Source organism: Lacihabitans sp. CS3-21 (assembly GCF_024343675.1).
Classification (GTDB): domain Bacteria; phylum Bacteroidota; class Bacteroidia; order Cytophagales; family Spirosomataceae; genus Leadbetterella.
The window spans coordinates 161,855-182,770 of record NZ_RJUD01000005.1 but is presented as its reverse complement, the minus strand read 5'-3'; the positions used below and the strand labels follow the sequence as shown (position 1 = coordinate 182,770).

At 37.4% G+C, this 20,916-nt stretch carries 10 protein-coding genes; 5 read left to right on the top strand and 5 right to left on the bottom strand.

Annotated features, from left to right (window positions below; all coding sequences use genetic code 11):
• Both EGI24_RS05410 and EGI24_RS05405 read right to left on the bottom strand, forming a co-directional pair.
• Positions 1-6,701 (bottom strand): hypothetical protein (locus EGI24_RS05410; protein WP_255047339.1); only part of this gene is annotated, 6,701 nt, incomplete at its 3' end.
• Positions 6,702-6,743: 42 nt separating this feature from the next.
• The gene (locus tag EGI24_RS05405; protein ID WP_255047338.1) at positions 6,744-8,057 is read right to left on the bottom strand and encodes a vanadium-dependent haloperoxidase; all 1,314 of its coding nucleotides are present in this window, start codon (positions 8,055-8,057) and stop codon (positions 6,744-6,746) included.
• A gap of 397 nt (positions 8,058-8,454) precedes the next feature.
• Here EGI24_RS05405 and argH point away from each other — a divergent pair, with 397 nt between their 5' ends.
• On the top strand, positions 8,455-9,807 hold the full coding sequence (argH, locus tag EGI24_RS05400) for an argininosuccinate lyase (protein ID WP_255047337.1): 1,353 nt from the start codon (positions 8,455-8,457) through the stop codon (positions 9,805-9,807).
• A 70-nt stretch (positions 9,808-9,877) separates the two neighbouring features.
• On the opposite strand, the gene EGI24_RS05395 is transcribed toward argH, so the two are convergent.
• The gene (locus EGI24_RS05395) at positions 9,878-11,353 is read right to left on the bottom strand and encodes a hypothetical protein (protein WP_255047336.1); all 1,476 of its coding nucleotides are present in this window, start codon (positions 11,351-11,353) and stop codon (positions 9,878-9,880) included.
• Positions 11,354-11,549: 196 nt separating this feature from the next.
• Between EGI24_RS05395 and EGI24_RS05390 the strand changes: the two genes are divergently transcribed.
• Positions 11,550-12,470, top strand: coding sequence for a PfkB family carbohydrate kinase (locus EGI24_RS05390; RefSeq protein WP_255047335.1), 921 nt, complete (start codon positions 11,550-11,552; stop codon positions 12,468-12,470).
• A 222-nt stretch (positions 12,471-12,692) separates the two neighbouring features.
• Here the strand turns inward: EGI24_RS05390 and EGI24_RS05385 are convergent, their stop codons facing one another.
• Positions 12,693-15,743, bottom strand: a complete 3,051-nt coding sequence (locus EGI24_RS05385; protein WP_255047334.1) for a putative LPS assembly protein LptD — start codon at positions 15,741-15,743, stop codon at positions 12,693-12,695.
• 202 nt (positions 15,744-15,945) lie between these two features.
• Between EGI24_RS05385 and EGI24_RS05380 the strand changes: the two genes are divergently transcribed.
• Positions 15,946-16,728 (top strand): N-acetylmuramoyl-L-alanine amidase, encoded by a 783-nt coding sequence (locus tag EGI24_RS05380; RefSeq protein WP_255047333.1) that lies wholly within the window; start codon positions 15,946-15,948, stop codon positions 16,726-16,728.
• A 51-nt stretch (positions 16,729-16,779) separates the two neighbouring features.
• Positions 16,780-17,721: an MlaD family protein gene (locus EGI24_RS05375; RefSeq protein WP_255047332.1), complete on the top strand. Its 942-nt coding sequence runs from the start codon at positions 16,780-16,782 to the stop codon at positions 17,719-17,721.
• Position 17,722: 1 nt separating this feature from the next.
• On the opposite strand, the gene EGI24_RS05370 is transcribed toward EGI24_RS05375, so the two are convergent.
• Complete coding sequence (locus tag EGI24_RS05370; RefSeq protein ID WP_255047331.1) at positions 17,723-18,565, bottom strand: TraB/GumN family protein; 843 nt, start codon at positions 18,563-18,565, stop codon at positions 17,723-17,725.
• A 127-nt stretch (positions 18,566-18,692) separates the two neighbouring features.
• Here EGI24_RS05370 and EGI24_RS05365 point away from each other — a divergent pair, with 127 nt between their 5' ends.
• The gene (locus tag EGI24_RS05365; RefSeq protein WP_255047330.1) at positions 18,693-20,849 is read left to right on the top strand and encodes a DPP IV N-terminal domain-containing protein; all 2,157 of its coding nucleotides are present in this window, start codon (positions 18,693-18,695) and stop codon (positions 20,847-20,849) included.
• Positions 20,850-20,916 lie beyond the last annotated feature (67 nt).

The window sequence follows — 20,916 nt, the reverse complement described above, 5'->3', positions numbered from 1 at the left end:
TTGCATCGTTCAATGTTTGTCGGCGTAGTCATTCTCTTAACCAAAGCCAAGTCATATTTCTGTACTGTGATCTGGGCTGGGTCAGCATCATCTTCGTCGTCCGTTCCGTTTCCATCTAACTTATCGTCAGTTGGGCTTCCTGTTGGAATGTAATCCGTCACTTGGATTCCTGTTGCAGGAATTGTTCCTTGGTTGACTACCGTAATCGTAAAGCTTACATTATCACCTTCTTTGATAACTTGTGTCGGCGTAGTCATTCTCTTAACCAAAGCCAAGTCATATTTCTGTACTGTGATCTGGGCTGGGTCAGCATCATCTTCGTCGTCCGTTCCGTTTCCATCTAACTTATCGTCAGTTGGGCTTCCTGGTACTCCACCTGCGTCGTTGCCTACTATCTGATCAGGTGTGCTATCTATGTCTAATAAGCTTCTATCATTTGAAGCACCACTTATTTCTGCTCTGTTTATTAAATTTTGTCCTTGAGCATTCGTATTTATTTTGAAAGTAATTTCTTTTGTAATGCTCTGTCCAGGATTAAGCGTAGGTATTACCGAATTCAGAGTAGTAATATTTCCAACCGGAGCTGACCATTGAGCATCATTTAAGGTAAGTCCTGTTGGAATGTAATCAGAAACCTGGACATTCTTTGCTGTAACAGTACCTTGGTTACTTACAGTTATTACGAAAGTTACATTATCACCAGGCTTATAAATGGTGCCAGGAGTTTTTTGTTGCTTAATTAAGGCCAAATCAAACTTACAGTCTTTCGAAGCCAAAACAACTGACAAAGTACTTGTACAATTGTTCTTATCTTTTACAGTAACTGAAAAGGTGCCTTCGCCAAGATTCGACAAATCCTGAGAAGTAGCTCCATTCGACCACAAATAGGTGTATGGACTTGTTCCACCAGACACAGAAAGATCAATTGACCCGTTGGTTTTTTCACAATTTGGATCGACTACTGTTTTGGTAAGCACCAAGGCATCTGGTTGAGTTATTGCCACAGATGAAGTAGCAGTACACCCTTTGGAGTCTTTAACTGTGACAGAATAATTGTTAGGGCTAAGGTTATTGAAGGTATTGCTTGTTGCAGGTGTTGAAGTAAATGCACCCCCATTTATACTAAAAGTATAAAGTGGTGTTCCATTTGATCCAGTTGCGGTTATTGTTCCATTGTTCGCATCCTTACATAAGGCATCTACTTTTGAAAGAACTACAGTTGGATTAGGATTAACCTTAACTGTTATTTCGTCGGTTGCTATACATCCATCATTTGTAGATGTCTTACATGTAACCATGTAAGTTGTAGTAATAGAAGGAGATACAGTGACCGTTGTAGTGGTGGCTGTTATTCCTTGATTCCAAGTTAATGTACCACCCACGCATCCTGTGGCAACTAAATCGATCGATTTCCCGAGACAAATTTCTACATCTGGCCCTAATGAAACTGTTGGTTTAGCAACAGTGGTAATTTTTCCTGTGTTAGTAGCTTTACAGCCATTTGAGTTTGTACAAGTTGCAGTATATACAACTTCTCCCAAAGCAATAGGCGTTATAGTAAGTGTTGTTCCTAAAACTCCAGTATTCCAAGTTACATTTCCAACACATCCAGTAGCAGTCAAGGTAGCAGAGCCACCTAAACAAACCGTTTTAGAGTCAACTGAAATAGTTGGGTTTGGATTAACAACTAATGAAACTGTAGCCGTGGCAGTACAGCTTGCTGAGGAAGTAACTAATAAAGTGTAGGTTCCAGGAATTGTAGTCGTGGCAGTTACACCAGTTTGATTTACAAATCCAACTGGTCCAGTCCATGAATATGTGGAAGCATTGGTCCAAGTTCCTGCTTTTAAAGTAGCAACAGTTCCAACGCAAATTGGATCTACTGGAGGTATATTTCCAGTAATAGTTGGTTTTGGATTAACTGTTACTTTTACTTCATCGGAAGCATCACAACCGTTTTTAAGAACAGTCAAAATATAGTCCGTAGTTATGGTAGGCGTTACGGTAAAAATTGCACTAGTTGAAAGAACTGTGCTGCTTGTTGAACTTCTCCACTCATATGTAGCACCTGAAACTGGCGTAGCTGTAAGGGTAACTGTTTCTCCAATACAAATCACTTTGTCAGCACCTGCGTCTGCTGAAACAGTATTTTTAGTAACTATCACCACATCTGTTCCTGTACAACCATTACAACCTGTAACTGTGAAAGTATATGTACCTGGTTGGTTAACGGTTACACTTTTATTGTTGTTTGCTCCCACAATTCCTGGTCCTGACCATGAATATGTTACAGTATTATTGTAAGTATCTGGCGTGGTATATTTTACATAATCAAGTCTTAAGGCACATTTACCATTATCTGAAACTTTTATATATCTAGCAGATGAGGTTAATGTATAGGTATATTCTTTGTATGAGGTGTGGTTGAATAATAAAGAAGAAGCCAAGCTTGTAAAACCTGAACCCGAACTTAATGAAGCCTCTATTTTAGCATCAGATTGCGTAGATAAAGTATTTTCACAATGTTCCAATTTAAGATTTACTCTAATGACTGTTCCAGCTGGCAATGTTGAACCTAAATCCAATGTAATAGATGAGGTTCCTTGTCCTGACTTAGTCCACAGTTTAGCCCCCGCATTATCTCCACACACTTTAGCAGTGTTCAAGTCAGCAATCCAACCTGTTGAACCGCTTATTGTGGTTGCACAATTCGTAACTCCAGGAGTTCCGCAAGCAGTTACACCAGTAACTGAACCATCAAGAACTAATTCATCTGTATTACAAATAGTTTTATCAGGACCAGCATCTACTGTAATATTTGGTTTGACAGTTACCTTAACTTCATCTGATTCATCACAACCGTTTTTAATAACTGTTAAAACATAATCTATAGTGGCTGTTGGAGTTACCGTAATACTTTGACTCGTAGAAATAACAGTACTACTAGTAGAACTTCTCCATTCGTATGTAGCACCTGTTACAGCTGTAGCTGTTAAAGTAACTGTTTCTCCAAGACATATTTCCTTATCTGGACCTGCATTTGCTGTAACTGTATTTTTTGTAATTACCACAATGTCGCTACCAATACAACCATAACAATCTGTCACTGTAAAGGTATAAGTACCTGACTGATTAATAGTTACACTTTTTAGATTAGAAGCTCCTACAATTCCTGGTCCTGACCAAGAATATACAACCGCATCGGTGTAGGTATCAGGCGTATTATATTTTATGTAATCTAACCTAAAAGCACATTTTCCATTATCTGAAACTTTGATATATCTAGTTGCCGTGGTTAAAGTATAGGTATATTCCTTATATGAAGTATGATTAAACAATAAAGAAGCCTGAAGTGCTGCAAATCCTGAACCTGAACTTAATGATGCCTCAATTTTGGCATCTGATTGGGTTGAAGATGTATTTTCACAATGCTCCAGTTTAAGGTTTACTCTTATTACAGTTCCTGCCGGTAGAGTTGAACCTAAATCTAATGTTATTGAAGAGGTACCTTGGCCAGACTTTGTCCAAAGTTTAGCACCTGAATTATCTCCACATACTTTCGCGGTGTTCAAATCAGCAATCCAGCCTGTAGAACCTGAGATGACATTTGCACAGTTGATGGTTCCTGGGGTACCACATGTTGTAACACCACTTACAGTACCATCTAAAACAATCTCGTCCGTATTGCACAAATTCTTATCTGCCCCGGCACTGACTACTATATTACACTGAACACAATCTAAGAAAGTACCAGTCGAAGTTCCATTAACGAAGTTCTCATTAATATTGGTAACGACCGTATTCAAATCTGAAATCGAATAGGTAGAGGTGCAGCCTCCTAAAACTTTGTTAGCTTCGTCTAAAACAAACTGAACTGTTTTTCCTGCAAATACGCCGCTCTTTATTTTTAAATTCTTGAGATTAACATTTGATGGGCCAAAGTTTGAATCATAATTATCAAAACCAACACTTAATGATAAAGCAACCACCTGACCTGCAAATGTATTGCTATAAGATTGAGCTGGATTTGTAAGTGTTCCAGCTGGTAAGACTGATGGAGTAGATCCAGATGGTAAAAAATCTTCAACAGCTTTTGCAGTGGTAAGTTTAAGAAGTTTTGTACCACATCCAACCGTTAAACCACTTGGAAAAGCAGCAGCAAAATTTGCATCTCGGTAAGTACCTGGGTTTTCTCCGTTTGCTTTGCTTCCCCACCCACCTTGAGTTTGAGTTCTGAATCCAGTACAATCTCCAGTTGGTTGGTCAACTATAAACTGCCATAGTTTTTCACAGCCTTGTGCATCTGTAACTTTCAACCAGTATACACCAGCTTTCAAGTTTGCACGATCTTGTGTTGTGGCACCGTCTGTCCATAGATAGGTATAAGGAGCTATTCCTCCAGTTACCGTAACATCAATTGACCCATTGGTTCCACCAAAAGTTGTTACTTTAATTACACTACCGCCAATTACTATATTACAATTTTGTACACATACAAGAGAGACCGGTAAAGTCTTCATACAAGCAAGTGCATTTTTATCTCTAATTTCTAAAGTGTAATTAGTTCCGGTTGAGGTTCCGCTAAGGTTTGAAAAAACGTTCGAATTCTGCCATGCCCCTCCATTTATTCTAAACTCATAAGAGCCGCTACCACCAGAACCTACAACGGTAATAGAGCCATTATTCAAATTACAGTTTGGATCAACTTTGCTACCTAGTGTTAAATTAACAGCATCATAACATCTGGTTAAAACCACATTGTCATACTTCAAAGCTCTTCCTTTCGAATGAGCCACTATTCTAACCATTGTTGTATTGTTGGGAGCAACAAACTTTATGGTATTCAAAGCAACTAAAGTTCCATTATAAGAAACCGTTGTATTTGATTTTGATGAGGTCGCCAATAAGGTGCTACCGTTATAAAACTCCAAATACATTTCGGCTATGGCACCCACTGTGCTCACCGCATGTGTCGATGCTAATGCATCAAAAGTAACTTTCGCTCCAGGAGATAAAGCTATATCTTGATAGGCATAATAATCAGAATTAAAATCACTGTTATTTAAAACACCAAAATTACCAGTTGAAGAACCCGTACCTAATCCCCACTGACCTTGTGGAGCTGTCCAACTTGAAGGTGGATTCCCCAATTGCATATCGCCATTAACCGACAAATTGTTTGAAGTACACACACATGTAAAACAAACGCCTTGGTTGGTTGTAAATGTCAAATCTGAATAACAAGCATCTTTGCCACTCCAAACTCTGATTGTGTAGGAGGTATTTGGTTTTAGATTGGTAAACGTTAATGAACTTTGTCCGCTTCCAAGAGTTTTATTCGAAGAAGCACCATAAATTGGAGTTTGTCCAAAAGTATTTCCTTCATTAATGTCACCTTTTACAATATCAGAAGAACTATAAACTAAACCACCAATAGTCACTGTTGCGTCATTATTAGGTATAGCTCCATTACATGAGGCTGAGGTCTGGGTTAAATTAGCTATGTTTAAAACTGGAGATGTGCAAATACATTTGAAATTACCGCCTATAAAAGTGATTGATTTTCCTCCAACTCCTGAGGTATATTGTAAGTAAGTGGAAAAAGTATTATTCGTTACATTGAATTTAGTAACGCAATCACCAGCGAAAGTTGTTACATACAAGTTCTGATCCGGTCCAAATGCCAAATCATAAGGATCAACTTTCCCCGTTGCAGGAACACTATTTGCTATTGGCGTTGGAAATAAATAAGTATTTAACAGAGTTCCACTAGAACTGTATTTATATATTCTGTCTGGAACCGAATTATTATCATGAGCAGCTACTGCCCACAGATTTCCAGTGGCATCAAATATTATACCTCTATAATGAAAACCAGAAGGAGCAGTTGCAAAAAGGGTACTAGTACTTGCACTTGTAAATGTAGTTGGCAAAGATTCTATGGTACTTGTACCAGAACCTTTCCTCCAATTGGTAGAAAAGAAAACTCTTGTATTATTGTTATTAACAGCGGATCCCCAAAAATCAGCTGTCGTATTATTTACCAAAGATGTTTTAGGAACTACTGCAACAACCGATCTCGAAGTAGTGCTTATCTTGTAAAAGTTTTTGTAAGTGGAAACATAAACAAATCCATAGTTATCAGCTGGGCCAGATATTGAAATATCCAAAATATCTTCGCCCGCGGGAAGTTGTATTGGTGTAAGGAAAGTAGCTGTATTATAATCATATATTCTCACCTGCCCAACATCACAACAGGTGGCAATATAAGCAAGATTTTTTGTTGGATCTACAACCATACCTTCACCACCACCGCCAGGTAGAGAACAGCCAGTAAGACCTGCTCCCGTAGTGTACTGATAGACGTCAGTCCTAGCAGTATTGGTCGTACCATTCCACAAAAGCTCCCCAACAAGCAAGTAATACTTATCCTCTCCGAGAGGTGCATTTTGAGCAAATGAAACATTTACCAAACTCACAAACGTGGCAAAGAATGCAAACGCACCTCCCAACATTGAAAGTCTAATCTTATTAATCCACGGCACCTGACGCAAGCTGCTTTGCAGATGGGTCTTGGCTATGTTAATAATAAGAGAAATAAAGGAAATCAAAAAAGCACTAAATGCTTTAAAAGGATTTCCTTTTTTTTCATTCTTTAAATCTGGGGTATTTAAAGAATGGGTAGAGGTAAAGTTTCTCATTTGCTTGTATTTGTAAAGTTTCACTCGAAAAATTGTATTTGCTTATTTATTATTATTCTTAAACAGGTCGTTTATATTCTTTCCTATTTTTTTTCCTTCAATCAATCCAATCTCATTATCATGCCGGGTATGTATACCTCCATATAACCGCGAAAGAGCCGACTCTTCAGCGGCTTCAAAAAACGAATTATATTTTCGGGGTTTATACTCCACCAATCTTTCCATGTCCATGGGTCTACCCACGTGGGCATGATCGGTAAATGCAAAATTTTCACCATACAAATGGGTCAAAACAGTTGCAGCCGAAGACGCTTGTCCAGCATGTCCAGAATAAAAAGCGGGAAATGGCGGCTCTGGCCAGTACAAATCCCATAGTGTACTCACATTGTAAAATATGAAAGAGAATGGTCTTTCTGCATTATAGTGATATTTAGTTTTCCAGCAATTCACAAAAGCATCTGCAACTGCCATGCCAACAGCTGAAAAAGTTTGACTTGCTTTGAAAATATCTACTTTAGATTTTTCTACTGCTTGCAAAGCCATGTAATAAGAATGCCCTGGAGGAGAGAAAGTTTCTGATGGATCGTCTCCCCACCAGTTAGCAATTTCCTTTTGTTCTTGTGTGAGAGAATTTCTCACATCAAAAACCTCCTTCATATATCCATAATAGGTTGAACCTTTTTTAAAGTCATAATCCATCATCGCAGGAATTGGCAATGTGTAATTTTCAGATGCAAAAGTTCTATTTTTTCCCCATTCAGGATGTAATGGAAGTGGGACTTGAGATTGGCCTTTAAGAGGCGGAGACCAAAGACCATTTCCTTGTTTGATTACAAAAGTTGAATCAAAGTTTCTTTTGTATCCCAAATGGCCACCATCTGTTTTTGAATATTCAAAAATCTCATTGGCAATTTTTTTACCAAAGGTTATGGATTCCATTATCTCTTTTGAAGATAATCCTTTGGACTCTTTAACCAAGTAATAACTTTCAAGGCTATCAATTTTTGATAAATTAGCTTTTGAAGTAAATCCGTAAATGTGTTTGATGATTTGAGCTTGACCAGCATTGAGTGACAAAGCCCAATTTATTTTCATATCTGGATTTGGGATAGTCAAAGCATCAAGCCCGTTTACTTTACCAACCAAAGAATGAAAATCAGAACTTCCTTTAACTACTGACTCGTACATAGTTAGACCGCAATAGCCCAAAAATCTGGAATTAAAAGTAGGTGATCCTCCAGGAGTTGTTTTTAGTATCTGTAGGGTTAGCTTTGCCCACTCTGTAGCAATCTGAGCGTTTTGTTTTTTCTTTTGAGCAAATGTCGAAACTGACAAGAAAGGGAATAAAAAACACATAAGTATCACAACCAAATTTAGACTTGGTATAATACGATACGATAAATTAAACTTTTTTAAAGTAAAATTTCTTTTCATTCTTTATAGATTCACTCAATTATAAACTTGGCATAGAATTTGTCATTCGAATTATTGAAATTCTAACTTCAAATACACGCCATCTTCACTCAACTTTCAGAAACACTCAAATTCCAAAACCTTTATTTCACGCGGTAAATCAACATATTATACGAATTCACCTTTTGTTTGTTAGTAATATACTGCAAAAACCATGCTAAAAAACTGATTACTTGGGTACATTATTTTTTTGGTCTACTAATTTGTATTTTTGACAGGCAATTTATCAGTTGGTCACAATTTTTCGTTTCTTTGCAATCGTAAACATCGATTCAAAAAAGTGAAACTCTGGCAAAAAGCAAATTCAAAAAAAACAAACGAAATAATTGACAAGTTTACAGTCGGCAAAGACCGCGAACTCGACATTAACCTAGCACCTTTTGATTTATTCGGATCGATGGCTCATGCAATTATGCTTACCAGCATCGATTTATTAGAGAAGCAAGAATTAAAAAGTATTCTTCAGGAGTGCAAGATTATATATAATGAAGATATAAAACAAGGAAAATTTGAAATAATTGAGGGAATTGAGGATGTACATTCTCAAATTGAATATATTTTAACCACAAAAATTGGTGATATCGGAAAGAAAATTCACAGTGGTAGATCGAGAAATGATCAAGTGTTGGTTGACATGAAAATGTATCTTCGCCACAAGATTGAAGAGATAGTCCTTCTGACCGAAGACTTGTTTAAAGCTTTACAAGAAAAGAGTGAGCTTCACAAAAATGATTTATTGCCGGGCTACACCCATTTACAAATAGCCATGCCTTCTTCTTTTGGTCTTTGGTTTGGTGCTTATGCAGAGAGCCTAGTGGATGATTTAATATCGCTACAGAGTGTTTATAAAATTGTTAACAAAAATCCACTTGGGTCGGGTGCTGGCTATGGTTCAAATTTCCCATTAAAAAGACACCTTACCAAAGACCTTTTGGGCTTTGACGACCTCAACTACAATGTGGTTTATGCCCAGATGACGCGTGGCAAAATGGAGTTCTTAATGGCACAAGCTTTAGGTGTATTTGCAAATACGCTCTCTAAAATGGCCATGGATGTGTGTCTATACAACAGTCAGAATTTTGGGTTTATCAACTTACCAGAGGAAATGACCACAGGCTCCAGTATTATGCCACATAAAAAGAACCCCGACGTAGCGGAGATACTTCGTGGAAAAGCTAATAAACTCAAAGGCTTAGCTTCGGAAATTGCGTTTGTTCAGACTAACCTCCCATCAGGATATCACAGAGAAATGCAGCTCATAAAAGAAATCATTATGCCTGCTTTGGATGATTTCTCTGAAACCCTCAGTGTCGCTACATTTATGATTAAGAATCTTAAAATCAAAGAAAACTTGCTTGATGATTCTAAATTTGACTTGCTCTTCAGCGTCGAGAATGTAAATAAGAAAGTTATTGAAGGCATGCCATTTAGAGATGCCTACAGGGCTATTGGTGGCGAAATAGAAGCTGGTACTTACCAACCAATCAAAACCTTAAATCATACCTTGGAAGGAAGCATAGGAAATCTTTGTAACCCTGAAATTAAAGAAATGATGAATAACGTAATTCAATCTTTCAATTTCGAAAAAGTTCATCAAGCGTTTGAAAATTTGTTAAATTTTGAGGTAGAGTAAACTCAGCTAATAAATAATAACAATCGATTCAAAAAAACAAAAAAGCCTCATTTCTGAGGCTTTTTATTTATCAATAACATTTAGATTTTGAGCTACCGTCGCTACAACAACGTTTGAACACTTTGCCAAGTTTTTTGTACTCTGACTTTGAAAGTGTGCGATAAATTCTACCATAATCACCAATCATAGTTTCTTGTTTGGTAAAGTTATTGGTCAATTTCATCTCCGCATTTAAAGACTCGTTTGGATTTACATTACCAGTATCACAAACTTCCAAAATATGGCTTAGATTGCTATTGCCTTTTAATGCATATTGCAATGCAGACTTAGCAGGTACATTATACGAACCCAAACACAAATATTTATTGGCAGTCTCTCCTTTTTGTAACTTACCAGTTTTTGCATACATACCAATAATAGTAACCTCGTTCGTAGAAGTTTTTGAAGATATGTCTTCTCTTACTGCATTACCAGCTACATTTAAAGTTTGTTTTACACAATTCTTGCCATCTCCAGCTGCAGATAATACCGTGGCAGGGGAAGCTACAGATGCTGTGTTTACTTTAGTGGCTGTCATAGTTTTATTTTCAGGGGATGAAGCCACATCTGTCGGACAAGCCTTATACACCTTTTTCAATGCCTTGTATTGCTTGTTGTTAATGACCATGGTCATTTTGCCATCATCGCCGATGCTGACATCAGAACTTGCCAAATTATAGTTTAACAAAAGAGGCATATTAATGTTGGCAGTAGCAGGCACTCCATTACCATAATCACAAACTTGAACGACCTTCGAATAATTAACTTCTCCAGAAGCTGTCATTTCGTAAGTCAGTCTTACAGGGACAGTAAAGTCTCCTAAACAAAGGCTTTTACCATTGTATGAAGCAACCACAGGAAGATTTTTCGTAGTATTCAAAACATCAGTGGCTTGGATTTTACCGTTACCCGAGAAATTTATGGTTTGAGTAGCACAAACTACTTTCGGTTTGTTTTTGAAAGCTAAGGCAGCAGCCTCAGCTTGAGCAGCTTCTCTTGGAGATGGGTCATAAAATGCATTTCCACATTTTTTCATGATGTAAGCATAACAAGATCCATCTTTAGACGCGATTCTGAATGTCTCAAATTCTCTTCCAAGAATTGACCATTTGTATTTGTGACCTCTAGCATAAGCACCCATCCAACCAATTTTACCTTTTGGCAAAAATTCTGGAGTGATTTTAGAAGGTCCAAATTCTGGATCTAACAAACCTGTGTAACCCAAGGCACGAAGATAATTATCTATCTCAGACTTACTGTCGTGAGCGTTTTTCTTGTGGACTGTTTTTAAATGGTTGTAAGCTGCTTGGGCAGTATGTTTCGGAATCTCGCCAAACTGTGGACTTGTCCCCAGTCTATTCAAAACTACAGGTTTATCAGTGGAAGAGTTTCCAAACACAGCATGAAGGTCTGCACTACAAGGGGTTTGAGAAAAACTTTGGAATGAGATACCTAACGCTAAAAGTATCGCAACATTCAGTACGATAAAATTTAATCTCTTTTTCATTGTGAGAAATTTTATACAATTTTTAAATAATAAACAAAAAAACATGTAATAATAGGCAAACTGGATGCCATTATACAATGCAAAGTAAATTTTTTTTGCCTTAGATTAAAAATATATCCATGGTTATTTTACAGAAACGTTCAAAATAATCGATTTTTTAATTTTTTGGGCATAATTTTGCACAAAAAAACATTAAATGAGCTTATTAACTGTAGGATCAGTAGCATTCGACAAACTTGAAACACCATTCGGCAAAACAGATAAAATTGTAGGAGGAGCAGCCACCTTTATTACACTTACAGCCTCTTATTTTACTAAAAATAACTATTTAGTTGGTATTGTGGGTGAAGATTTCCCACAAGAGATGATTGAAACTTTCAATGAGCATGGTGTAGATACCGAGGGTTTAGTAATAGACCCTAACGGTAAGACTTTTTTCTGGCATGGAAAGTATCATGAGGACATGAACAACCGCGATACTTTGGACACCCAATTGGGGGTTTTTGAGAATTGGGACCCACTTATCCCAGAAAAATATCAAGACACACAGTTTCTAATGTTGGGCAATATGGTTCCGGAAATTCAATACCAAACACTCAAAAAACTCAGGAACAGACCCAAGTTTGTAATGCTGGATACCATGAACCTTTGGATGGACATCATGATGGATGACCTCAAAAAGGTTATTGCTGAAATTGATTGTTTGACCATAAATGACTCAGAAGCTAGACAACTTTCAGGAGATTACTCTTTGAAAAGAGCTGCCAAGTCCATCATGGCAATGGGACCAAAAACCTTAATCATCAAAAAAGGAGAACACGGAGCCTTATTATTTCAAGAAGATAGAATATTCTTTTGCCCAGCTTTGCCACTAGAAGAAGTATTTGACCCAACTGGTGCCGGAGATACTTTTGCAGGTGGTTTTATTGGATATTTGGCCAAAACCAATGATTTGAGCTTTGAAAACATGAAAAGAGCCATAATTTATGGCTCTGCCATGGCGTCATTCTGTGTAGAGAAATTTGGAACTGAAAGAATGCAGTACCTATCTGCAACAGAAATCAATAATAGAGTTATGGAATTTGTGCAATTGGCGAGCTTCGAAATAATAGATTGATAATCTAGAAAAGATCCATAATATTTAAAGAGAGAGACTCAGACAGTCTCTCTTTTTTTATGTTTTGTGCGTGATAAACCTTAACCTAATGTGTAGCAGAAACAACTTTTAAGCTGTAAAACACGAATCATTTTAGTTTAACTTTTCAATAATAATTTATTTATACAAATATTTAATTATAAAATCACAAAACTATATAATGATTTTTTTTCTCCATTTTGTTTAGAAATTACCTGCTCTACGTTTTGTAAGTTTCAAGTCTTTAAGAAGAGAAGACTTAGGCTGCATAGTGAAGAAGAATCCACCTCCGCGGATATTGCTACCAGAAATTGGAGTCCAGTTCATGCTCATACTCCAGCAATGTAACTCTCTCACAATTCCAAAATTGGTTAGGGTCACTTGTTTAAATTCGAAATCCCAACCAGAATTATAGGTAAATTTAAATTTGGGCGTTAAACTAAAATCTCCATTTATGCTTATACTCTGTGTAACTCTCGCCTCCGAAAGTCCTTGCTTGTTATAGTTGAAGGCATAACTAATTCCCATGGTCCATGGAACACTGAAATCTACATATTCTAGGGGATTTGCTTGGACAATTTTAGACATAGCCTCCTTTGCTGGATCTTGTTTGCCGTTTATGGTAGTCTTAGCTGCTTCGCCTTTCTTAAAGGTTTTGGGAGAAAGGTTGGTATTCAGTGAAAAATTGAATGAACTCAAATAATTGGCTTTTACCACTCCATCTTCGGGTTTATAGTTCCATTTGAAAACAGGAATTCTGGCCCCCGCCAAGTTAGAAGTAACCAATTTGTCGGGCTCATAGGCATATGGATCTAACGAACCGTTGGCATTTATACTGATCAGATTTTTAAACAATGAAGTACTGGTACCAATGCTGATGTTTGACAAAGCAAATTCACCCAATTCTTTCTTCGCTAATAAGTTATAACCTCCACCAATATTCAAGTTATCCAGGAGGGATATTTTCTCAAATACGTTTTCAGAAGTGTCCGAATTATTCTTGATTTTTGCTTCTAATTGATTGGTAAGACTAAAACCTATATTTCCAGAAGCCGATCCTGAAGAACCTCCGCCATTGAGAAATCTTGGTAAAAATCTATATACATCATCCGAACGTATTTGAACTTTCGAGGCGTATTGTCCCTCACTGGTGGGTGTATAATTTAAGTTTATGGAAGGCACAATGGTATGTCTTATGGCTTGCACTTTACCTTTCCCGCTGAACCTGTACATGCCATACATACGGGTATTTAAACTTGTACCAAAAGAATAGGTTTGGCCAAAACTCGGACGAGAAATGGTATCTACCACTACTACACCACCACTGTTTTGATTGAGTGTGACATTCAAATCTCCATTGGCTAAATACTCATTTTTGATAGAATCAGCAGCAGGGTTTACCCCAACGTTTACCACTTTCCCATTGCTTTTTGTAACAGTTTGTATGCCTGAAGTCGGATTTACAAATGTATAGTTCAACTCCTTAGTATAAATATCTCCTCTATAAGAAAGGCTTGGAGTAAGATTTAGATATTTTGCAATTTTGAGATTGGGCAACACTATCGGCACAGTGTAAGAAGTATTTATGACGTTATTTTTCAAAATCTGGCCCCAATCGGTTAAAACTGGGCTCTCAAGTTTTGACAATTCTTTTTGATAAATAACTTTTAATTCGGTAGAAACATTTGGATCAGCCAACAAATTCCTAATCTCCTCAATTCTTCTTTGTTGGGTTGTAGATAGCGGCTTGTTATCCACTCCAGCTATGTTGTAATCGGTATAAGAATTGGATCTATTTTGAAGAGCATTGGTAACAGAAACACCCCCACTAACATCAAGCCCTACTCTGAAAGATTCATACCAACGACCAATCTGTTTTTTTTCTGGAATAAACGGATTAAACTGTTTAATACCAAAACTATAGCCCAAAGAAGACCTAAAAGAATTAGAAGATTGATCTACTCTAAACGAGCTATTGGTAGTTACAAATCTGCCGAAATTTCTCATGTAGTTTACTGTACCTCCAAAATTATTCTTGGTAAGATTTTGAACATCGGCAGAGCTACGGTTATTTCTATTGAAGCCATTCGAAACAATATCCATGGAAGAAGAGAAACTTCTGTCAGACCGCAAACTTCTCGGAGCATGGGACCATCTGATATTAAACTGATTGGATTTTGTGGTGTCTAATCCTGTACTGCTATAGGCTATGTTACGATTAAACTGAACATTAAAATCACCATTGTATTTATATTTTTTAGAATAGGTGGTATTCAAACCAACCCCAAAACTTCCATAGGTGTAAATTTCGCCTTTCAGTGTAGAACTGAGGTATTCATTAAAGGCATGATAGTATCCAAAATCTTTGAAGTACAAACCCCTATTGTCTCTCCGCTGCTCTCCATAAGAACCCATTATAAATCCTGAAGTGCCTATTTCTTGTTTTTTGGGTATTGGAAAAAAACCAAAAGGAAGGCCAATAGGCAAAGGAATATCCGCAAGTACGAAATTAAAAGGCCCAGAAATCAAAGATTTTTTATTGACCAGTTTAATTTTTTTAGCCGCGATATGAAAATGTGGCTCAGCCAAATCACAAGTGGTGTACTTGGCTTTGGAAAGATACATATTGTCATCTGCATCTTTTTTAACCAATTGCCCTTGTACAAAACCATCTCCTTGCACGGTAACAATTTTACTAACTAAGGCCTTTTTAGATTTAAAATTATATCTAATAGTATCCGAATTAAACGTTTCTCCACCATCTGTAAAAACAGGTTTACCTTTGACTGGAGGCCCTGATTTTTTGGTGGTGTCTGGCATCCCGTGGGCATAAACCTCGCTCCTGCCCCAATCAAGCATGATGTAATCAGCTTTGAGTTCAATTTCTCCATAAACCACTTGAGCATTTCCGTACAAATGATAACGTTGCGTTTCAATGTCGAGAATGGTGGAGTCAGAAGAAAAAGTTTCTACAGTAGTTTCCAACTGATTTTCTAAGCTTTTTAAAGAATCTGGAATAACTATAGAAAGTGAATCTCTGACGACTTTATTCTTTTTTGCAGCTGATTTTGAAGGCTGACGACTAATATTCGCATTCTGCGTATTTTGGTTTTTAGGAAATTGACTTTGTGTACTTGTTGGACTCCCAAAAGTTCTGCCTCCACCTCCACCTATTGCGGGTAAAGTGGGCCTTTGAGCAACTACATTGAATGCCCAAAAACAAAAAAAACAAATCAAATAAAGTCTTAAATTCAAAGTATTTCGATTTTTCTAATTGATTTTCAAATAAAATCAGGCAGTAACTTGGCCAATTGCGATAGAAAATTGCACAATATTTATATTTTTTTTATGTTCTAACAAAAACACTAATTTTGTAATGACAAAATTAAGTAGAAAGTGTATCTAAAAACGATTATATCTTAATAAAAAGATATAGATTTTAATGTTTTCCTGAAAAATGAAGTTAATAAATCTTAAAATAGCTTTGGTGTGGGTGTTCACTGCAGCTATCTTCTTGGGCTTTACCTCCAGAAATAATTTTTATGCAAGAGGATTAAAAACTGTTGTGCTGGATGCTGGCCATGGCGGAAAAGACCCTGGCACTGGTAACGGTAAGGAAAAAAAATATGCATTGGATATCACACTTAAATTGGGCGAAAAAATAGAGGAGAATTTCCCTAATGTGAGAGTGATCTACACAAGAGATAAGGATATTTTTGTGCCGCTACATGAAAGAGCCGCCATAGCCAACAAGAGCAAAGCCGACTTGTTTATCTCTATACATTGCAACGCTAACCCACACTCCAAAAGCCTCAGAGGTACTGAGACTTATGTAATGGGGCTTCACAAAACACAGGAGAACTTAGACTTGGCAAAAAATGAAAATAATGTAATTCTTTACGAAGAAAACTATAAAAAATCATATAAAGGCTATAACCCAGCTTCTCCGTTGGCACACATTATGCTTGCTAACTATCAGAATGCATTCATGAATCAAAGTTTGGAATTTGCAGCCAAAGTTGAAAAAAACATGAGCAAAGTAGGTCATAGAAGCAGAGGTGTAAAACAGGCTGGATTTATTGTTATCTGGGAAACTACCATGCCCAGCGTATTGGTTGAAACGGGATACCTTACAAACAGCGAAGATTCGAACTTATTGGCTAGTACGAGTGGCAGAGAAAAAGTAGCCTTAGCGATTTTTAGGGCATTTGAGGAGTATAAAAATCAAATTGAAAAATAATAATTTGTAAATTGCGAGCCAAATAGGTTCTGGAAAGAAAATAAAATAGAAATGAATTTTAAAAGAGAAGCTAAAGTTGGATTGTTGGGTCTTATTGGAATCGTAATACTATATTTTGGGTTTAGCTACCTCAAAGGTTCTGATCTCTTTTCTACGACACAATCTTACAAAGTTTATTATAAAGACGTATTGGGCTTGGAAGTCTCCAATCCAATCACATATAGTGGTGTGGTAGTCGGTAGAGTGCTGGGCATGAAACCCGATTATGACAAAGACAGAGTTGAAGTAACTTTAGCAATAAAAAAAGAAGTGAAACTAACCAACAACACCACTGTATTGTTGGCTGATGATGGATTGATTGGAGGTAAATTATTAAAACTAAAAATTCGGCCAGGCGATAATGCAAAAGATGGTCAAGAGTTTAAAGGAGAAATAGAATCAGGATTGATGCAAATGATGCAAAGTAAACTTGATCCAACTTTGAAAAACGTTGACTCCCTGACCGTTACACTTACCAAAGTAGTTGGCGAATTTGCTCAAACTGGACAAGCTTTAAAGGTCCTTTTGGCCAGTGCAACAACTTCTACAGCTGGTGTTAATGGCATCATAGCCAATAACTCAAAGAATCTTTCGGCCATAACAGGCAATGCAGCAGTGCTAACTCAAAATCTCAATACACTAACCAAAAGTTTGGATGCCCAATTAAAGCCCATTTTGGAGAAAACTGGAACTTTCACAGATTCACTTAGTCAAGTTAAATTAGGTTCGACTGTCAATAGCTTAAATGCTACTATTAAAGATCTACAAGGCGTTGTGAATGGCATAAATGAGGGTAAAGGAACCCTGGGCAAATTGGCTGGAAATGACTCTCTGTATGTAAATTTAGACAAAACAGCCGCATCGTTGAACATGCTTTTGTCGGACATGAAGAGCAACCCGCGTAGATACGTTCACTTCTCGTTATTTGGCGGAAAAGACAAATCTAAAAAGTAAATCATTCGATTACTTTCAGTGTATATCCTTCATTTTTAAGCAATTGCAACACACCTTTTTCTCCTCCAAGGTGTCCTGCTCCTACTGCAAAAAAGGTTGAATTATCAGAAACCAGTTTCTTAATTTCAGGAATCCAAGCCAAATTCCGTTTGTGCAACATTTCGTTTTCAAAATCCGCCATCATGCCCTTTTCTGCATCGATGGATATCAATAAAATCTCCAGATCTCTTTTTTTGTAAGCCTCAGCCATTTCATTAAATTCCCGAATTGATTTCGCTTTATCAGCTAGCGTTTCCAATAAATAATCGGCTTGAAGCTGATAACTCATTTTGTCCATCAAACCCATTTGAAAATCAAGCGTTTCTAATCCTACGACTTTCTTACCCTTGCCTATTTTCATGATTTCGTTTTCGAGCATCAGGGTTTTGCAAGGCAATAATTTGGTCAAAATCAATGAATATATCAAAAATGGCTTGGTCTTTTGAAACATCATTGGAGGCAAATTCAATGAATCTTTGAGGTATGATTTTAAAGAGTCATATCTGGTTTGTGGCATCAAATCACTCAAACTGGTGTCTGCTTTCATTTTCATTTTGCCCATCATTTTAAAAGCTATCGTTGGATCATCAAGATCCATTTCCATGGCCAAAATTTCCGAAGATTTTATCTTAGAAATCATCTCTTCACTCATTTGAAAATCACCCTCGCACAGCAAATGCATGGTGCCAAATATGTAAGAAGGCTTTTGAATATTATTACCCGAAATCTCAAACAAAATACCTTTTTCTTGAGAAAAAGCAGTTTGACTAATTAAAAATAAGATAAATAAAATAAGGCGATGCATATAAAATCAGATAAAGTGTAATTCATTTAGCAGTCAAATAGAAACAATAAAATCCAAAATCAATTCAATGCATTTGAAAAAGATAAGATTTGCACTTATTTTTACCTAAACTTTAATCATCAAACGCATGAAAAAAATATTTGTTTTCTTTTTATTTGTTTCTTCCACACTATCGGCCCAACAAAAAAAGATAGAGAGCAGTCTGCTCATTGCCAATAAAAACCCCGACAACTTTTTGCAATCCCTACCGACCATCAATAAGTGGTTAGATAACGACAGAGTGTTGATTTACATGAAGCCCTCGCCGACAGAAAGTATGAAAAACGTGGTGCTGAATCTGAAAAGTGGACAAATAGAAGACGCCAGCAATATAGATGTAAGTAAAGCAGTGAATCCTTCAAAAAAAGTAACTTTGAAAAATGGCGATTTGTATCTAAGCACCGCTCAAGGCGAAACAAAAATTACCAATGACCAAGATGTTATAGAGAAAAACCCGATGTTTTCACCCGATAGCAATTACATCGCCTATACCAAAAATAACAATCTTTTCACATACAACTTAAAAACCAAAAGAGAGACCCAACTCACCATTGATGGAACAAAAACTACTTTGAATGGCTTTGCGACTTGGTTGTATTGGGAAGAAATATTCGGTAGACCGACACTTTTCAGAGCCTATTGGTGGAGTCCTGATAGCAAAAACATTGCTTACATGAGATTTGATGAGTCTAAGACACCGATGTTCCCGATTTATAGCAGTGAAGGTCAGCATGGATTCATAGAAGAAACTCGCTACCCGAAAGCTGGTGACCCAAATCCAACTGCTAAATTAGCGTTTGTAGATCCAGACGGCAATAAAACCACTTGGGCAGATTTTGACGAAAACCAAGACCAATATTTTGGTTGGCCAGAGTGGATGTCAGACGGCTCAGGCTTGATGGTCCAGTGGATCAACAGAGGCAACGACAACCTAAAGCTTTTTAATGTTTCGCCCAAAACAGGCAAAAAAACGGAGCTGTATGACGAAAAACAAAACTCTTGGATAGGCATAGACGAAGCCGCCGAAAGATTGACCGTATTGGACGGAGGAAAAGAAATGATCATCATCAGCGATAAAACCGGTTGGAAGCAATTGTATTTGCACGGAATAGATGGCAAATTGAAGAACCCAATTACCTCAGGCAAATTTACCATAACCGAAGTAAAAGGCATAGACCAAAAAAACCGTGTTTTGTATTTCCACGCAAGAGGATTGGAAAACTCAGCCAGATTTGACCTTTACCGCGTAGGATTAGACGGCAAAAACATGAAACGTCTGACTTTCGGAGATTTCAACCACAGAAGAATAGAAGCCTCGCCAGATTTGAGCTATTTCGTAACAACCTACTCGAACTTGAGCACACCAAACGCCTTGGCCATCATAGACAATACCGGCAAAATAGTGAAAGACCTCGGCTCAGCAAAAGGCTCAGAATATGACAATTATGCCATCAACAAGCCTGAACTGGTAAGAGTAAAAAGCGACGATGGCAAGTTTGATTTACCAATGACCATTGTATACCCAGAAAACTACGTGGCTGGTAAAAAATACCCTGTTATTGTAAGTATTTATGGTGGCCCAGATGCCGGTACGGTGTATGACTCCTGGAACTGGAGTGCCAGATCGCAGTGGTTGTCAAGAGAAGGCATTATTCAGGTGGCTTTGGACCACAGAGCCAGTGGTCATTTTGGCAAAGAAGGCGTGGCTTATATGCACCGCAACCTCGGCAAATGGGAACTTGACGACTACAAAACCATGATAAAAGATCTCATAAAAAAAGGCATAGCCGATCCAACAAAAATAGCCATAACGGGCTTTAGCTATGGTGGTTATATGACCTGCTTGGCACTTACAAAAGGCTCTGATGTATTTACCCACGGCATGGCGGGCGGAAGTGTAACCAGCTGGAAACTCTACGACTCTGCCTACACCGAACGCTTTATGGATACCCCACAAGAAAACGCCGAAGGCTACGAAAACGGCGGAATATTGAAATATGTGGATAACTACAAAGGCAAACTTCTGATTGTACATGGCACCATGGACGACAACGTACACCTCCAAAACAGCATACAACTCATAGATGCCTTACAAGAAAAGAAAAAGGACTTTGAGATGATGTTTTACCCAGGCGGAAGACATGGCTGGGGCGGCAACAAAGGCCTACATTTCGATAACCTAAAAACCCAATTTATCTATAAAAACCTGTTGGAGAAGGAATTGCCGGTCGGGTTGTTGAGGTGATATTGTATAGAAATAATATTTAAGCACCAGTTTTAAATGACTGGTGCTTTTTTTTAAGTTCGAGGAA

What these genes read in the sequence shown, in the direction of transcription:
- EGI24_RS05395 (WP_255047336.1), bottom strand. Translation starts at nt 11,353, where the DNA reads ATGAAAAAGAGATTAAATTTTATCGTACTGAATGTTGCGATACTTTTA.
- EGI24_RS05380 (WP_255047333.1), top strand. Translation starts at nt 15,946, where the DNA reads ATGAAGTTAATAAATCTTAAAATAGCTTTGGTGTGGGTGTTCACTGCA.
- EGI24_RS05375 (WP_255047332.1), top strand. Translation starts at nt 16,780, where the DNA reads ATGAATTTTAAAAGAGAAGCTAAAGTTGGATTGTTGGGTCTTATTGGA.
- EGI24_RS05365 (WP_255047330.1), top strand. Translation starts at nt 18,693, where the DNA reads ATGAAAAAAATATTTGTTTTCTTTTTATTTGTTTCTTCCACACTATCG.
- EGI24_RS05370 (WP_255047331.1), bottom strand. Translation starts at nt 18,565, where the DNA reads ATGCATCGCCTTATTTTATTTATCTTATTTTTAATTAGTCAAACTGCT.
- EGI24_RS05390 (WP_255047335.1), top strand. Translation starts at nt 11,550, where the DNA reads ATGAGCTTATTAACTGTAGGATCAGTAGCATTCGACAAACTTGAAACA.
- EGI24_RS05405 (WP_255047338.1), bottom strand. Translation starts at nt 8,057, where the DNA reads ATGTGTTTTTTATTCCCTTTCTTGTCAGTTTCGACATTTGCTCAAAAG.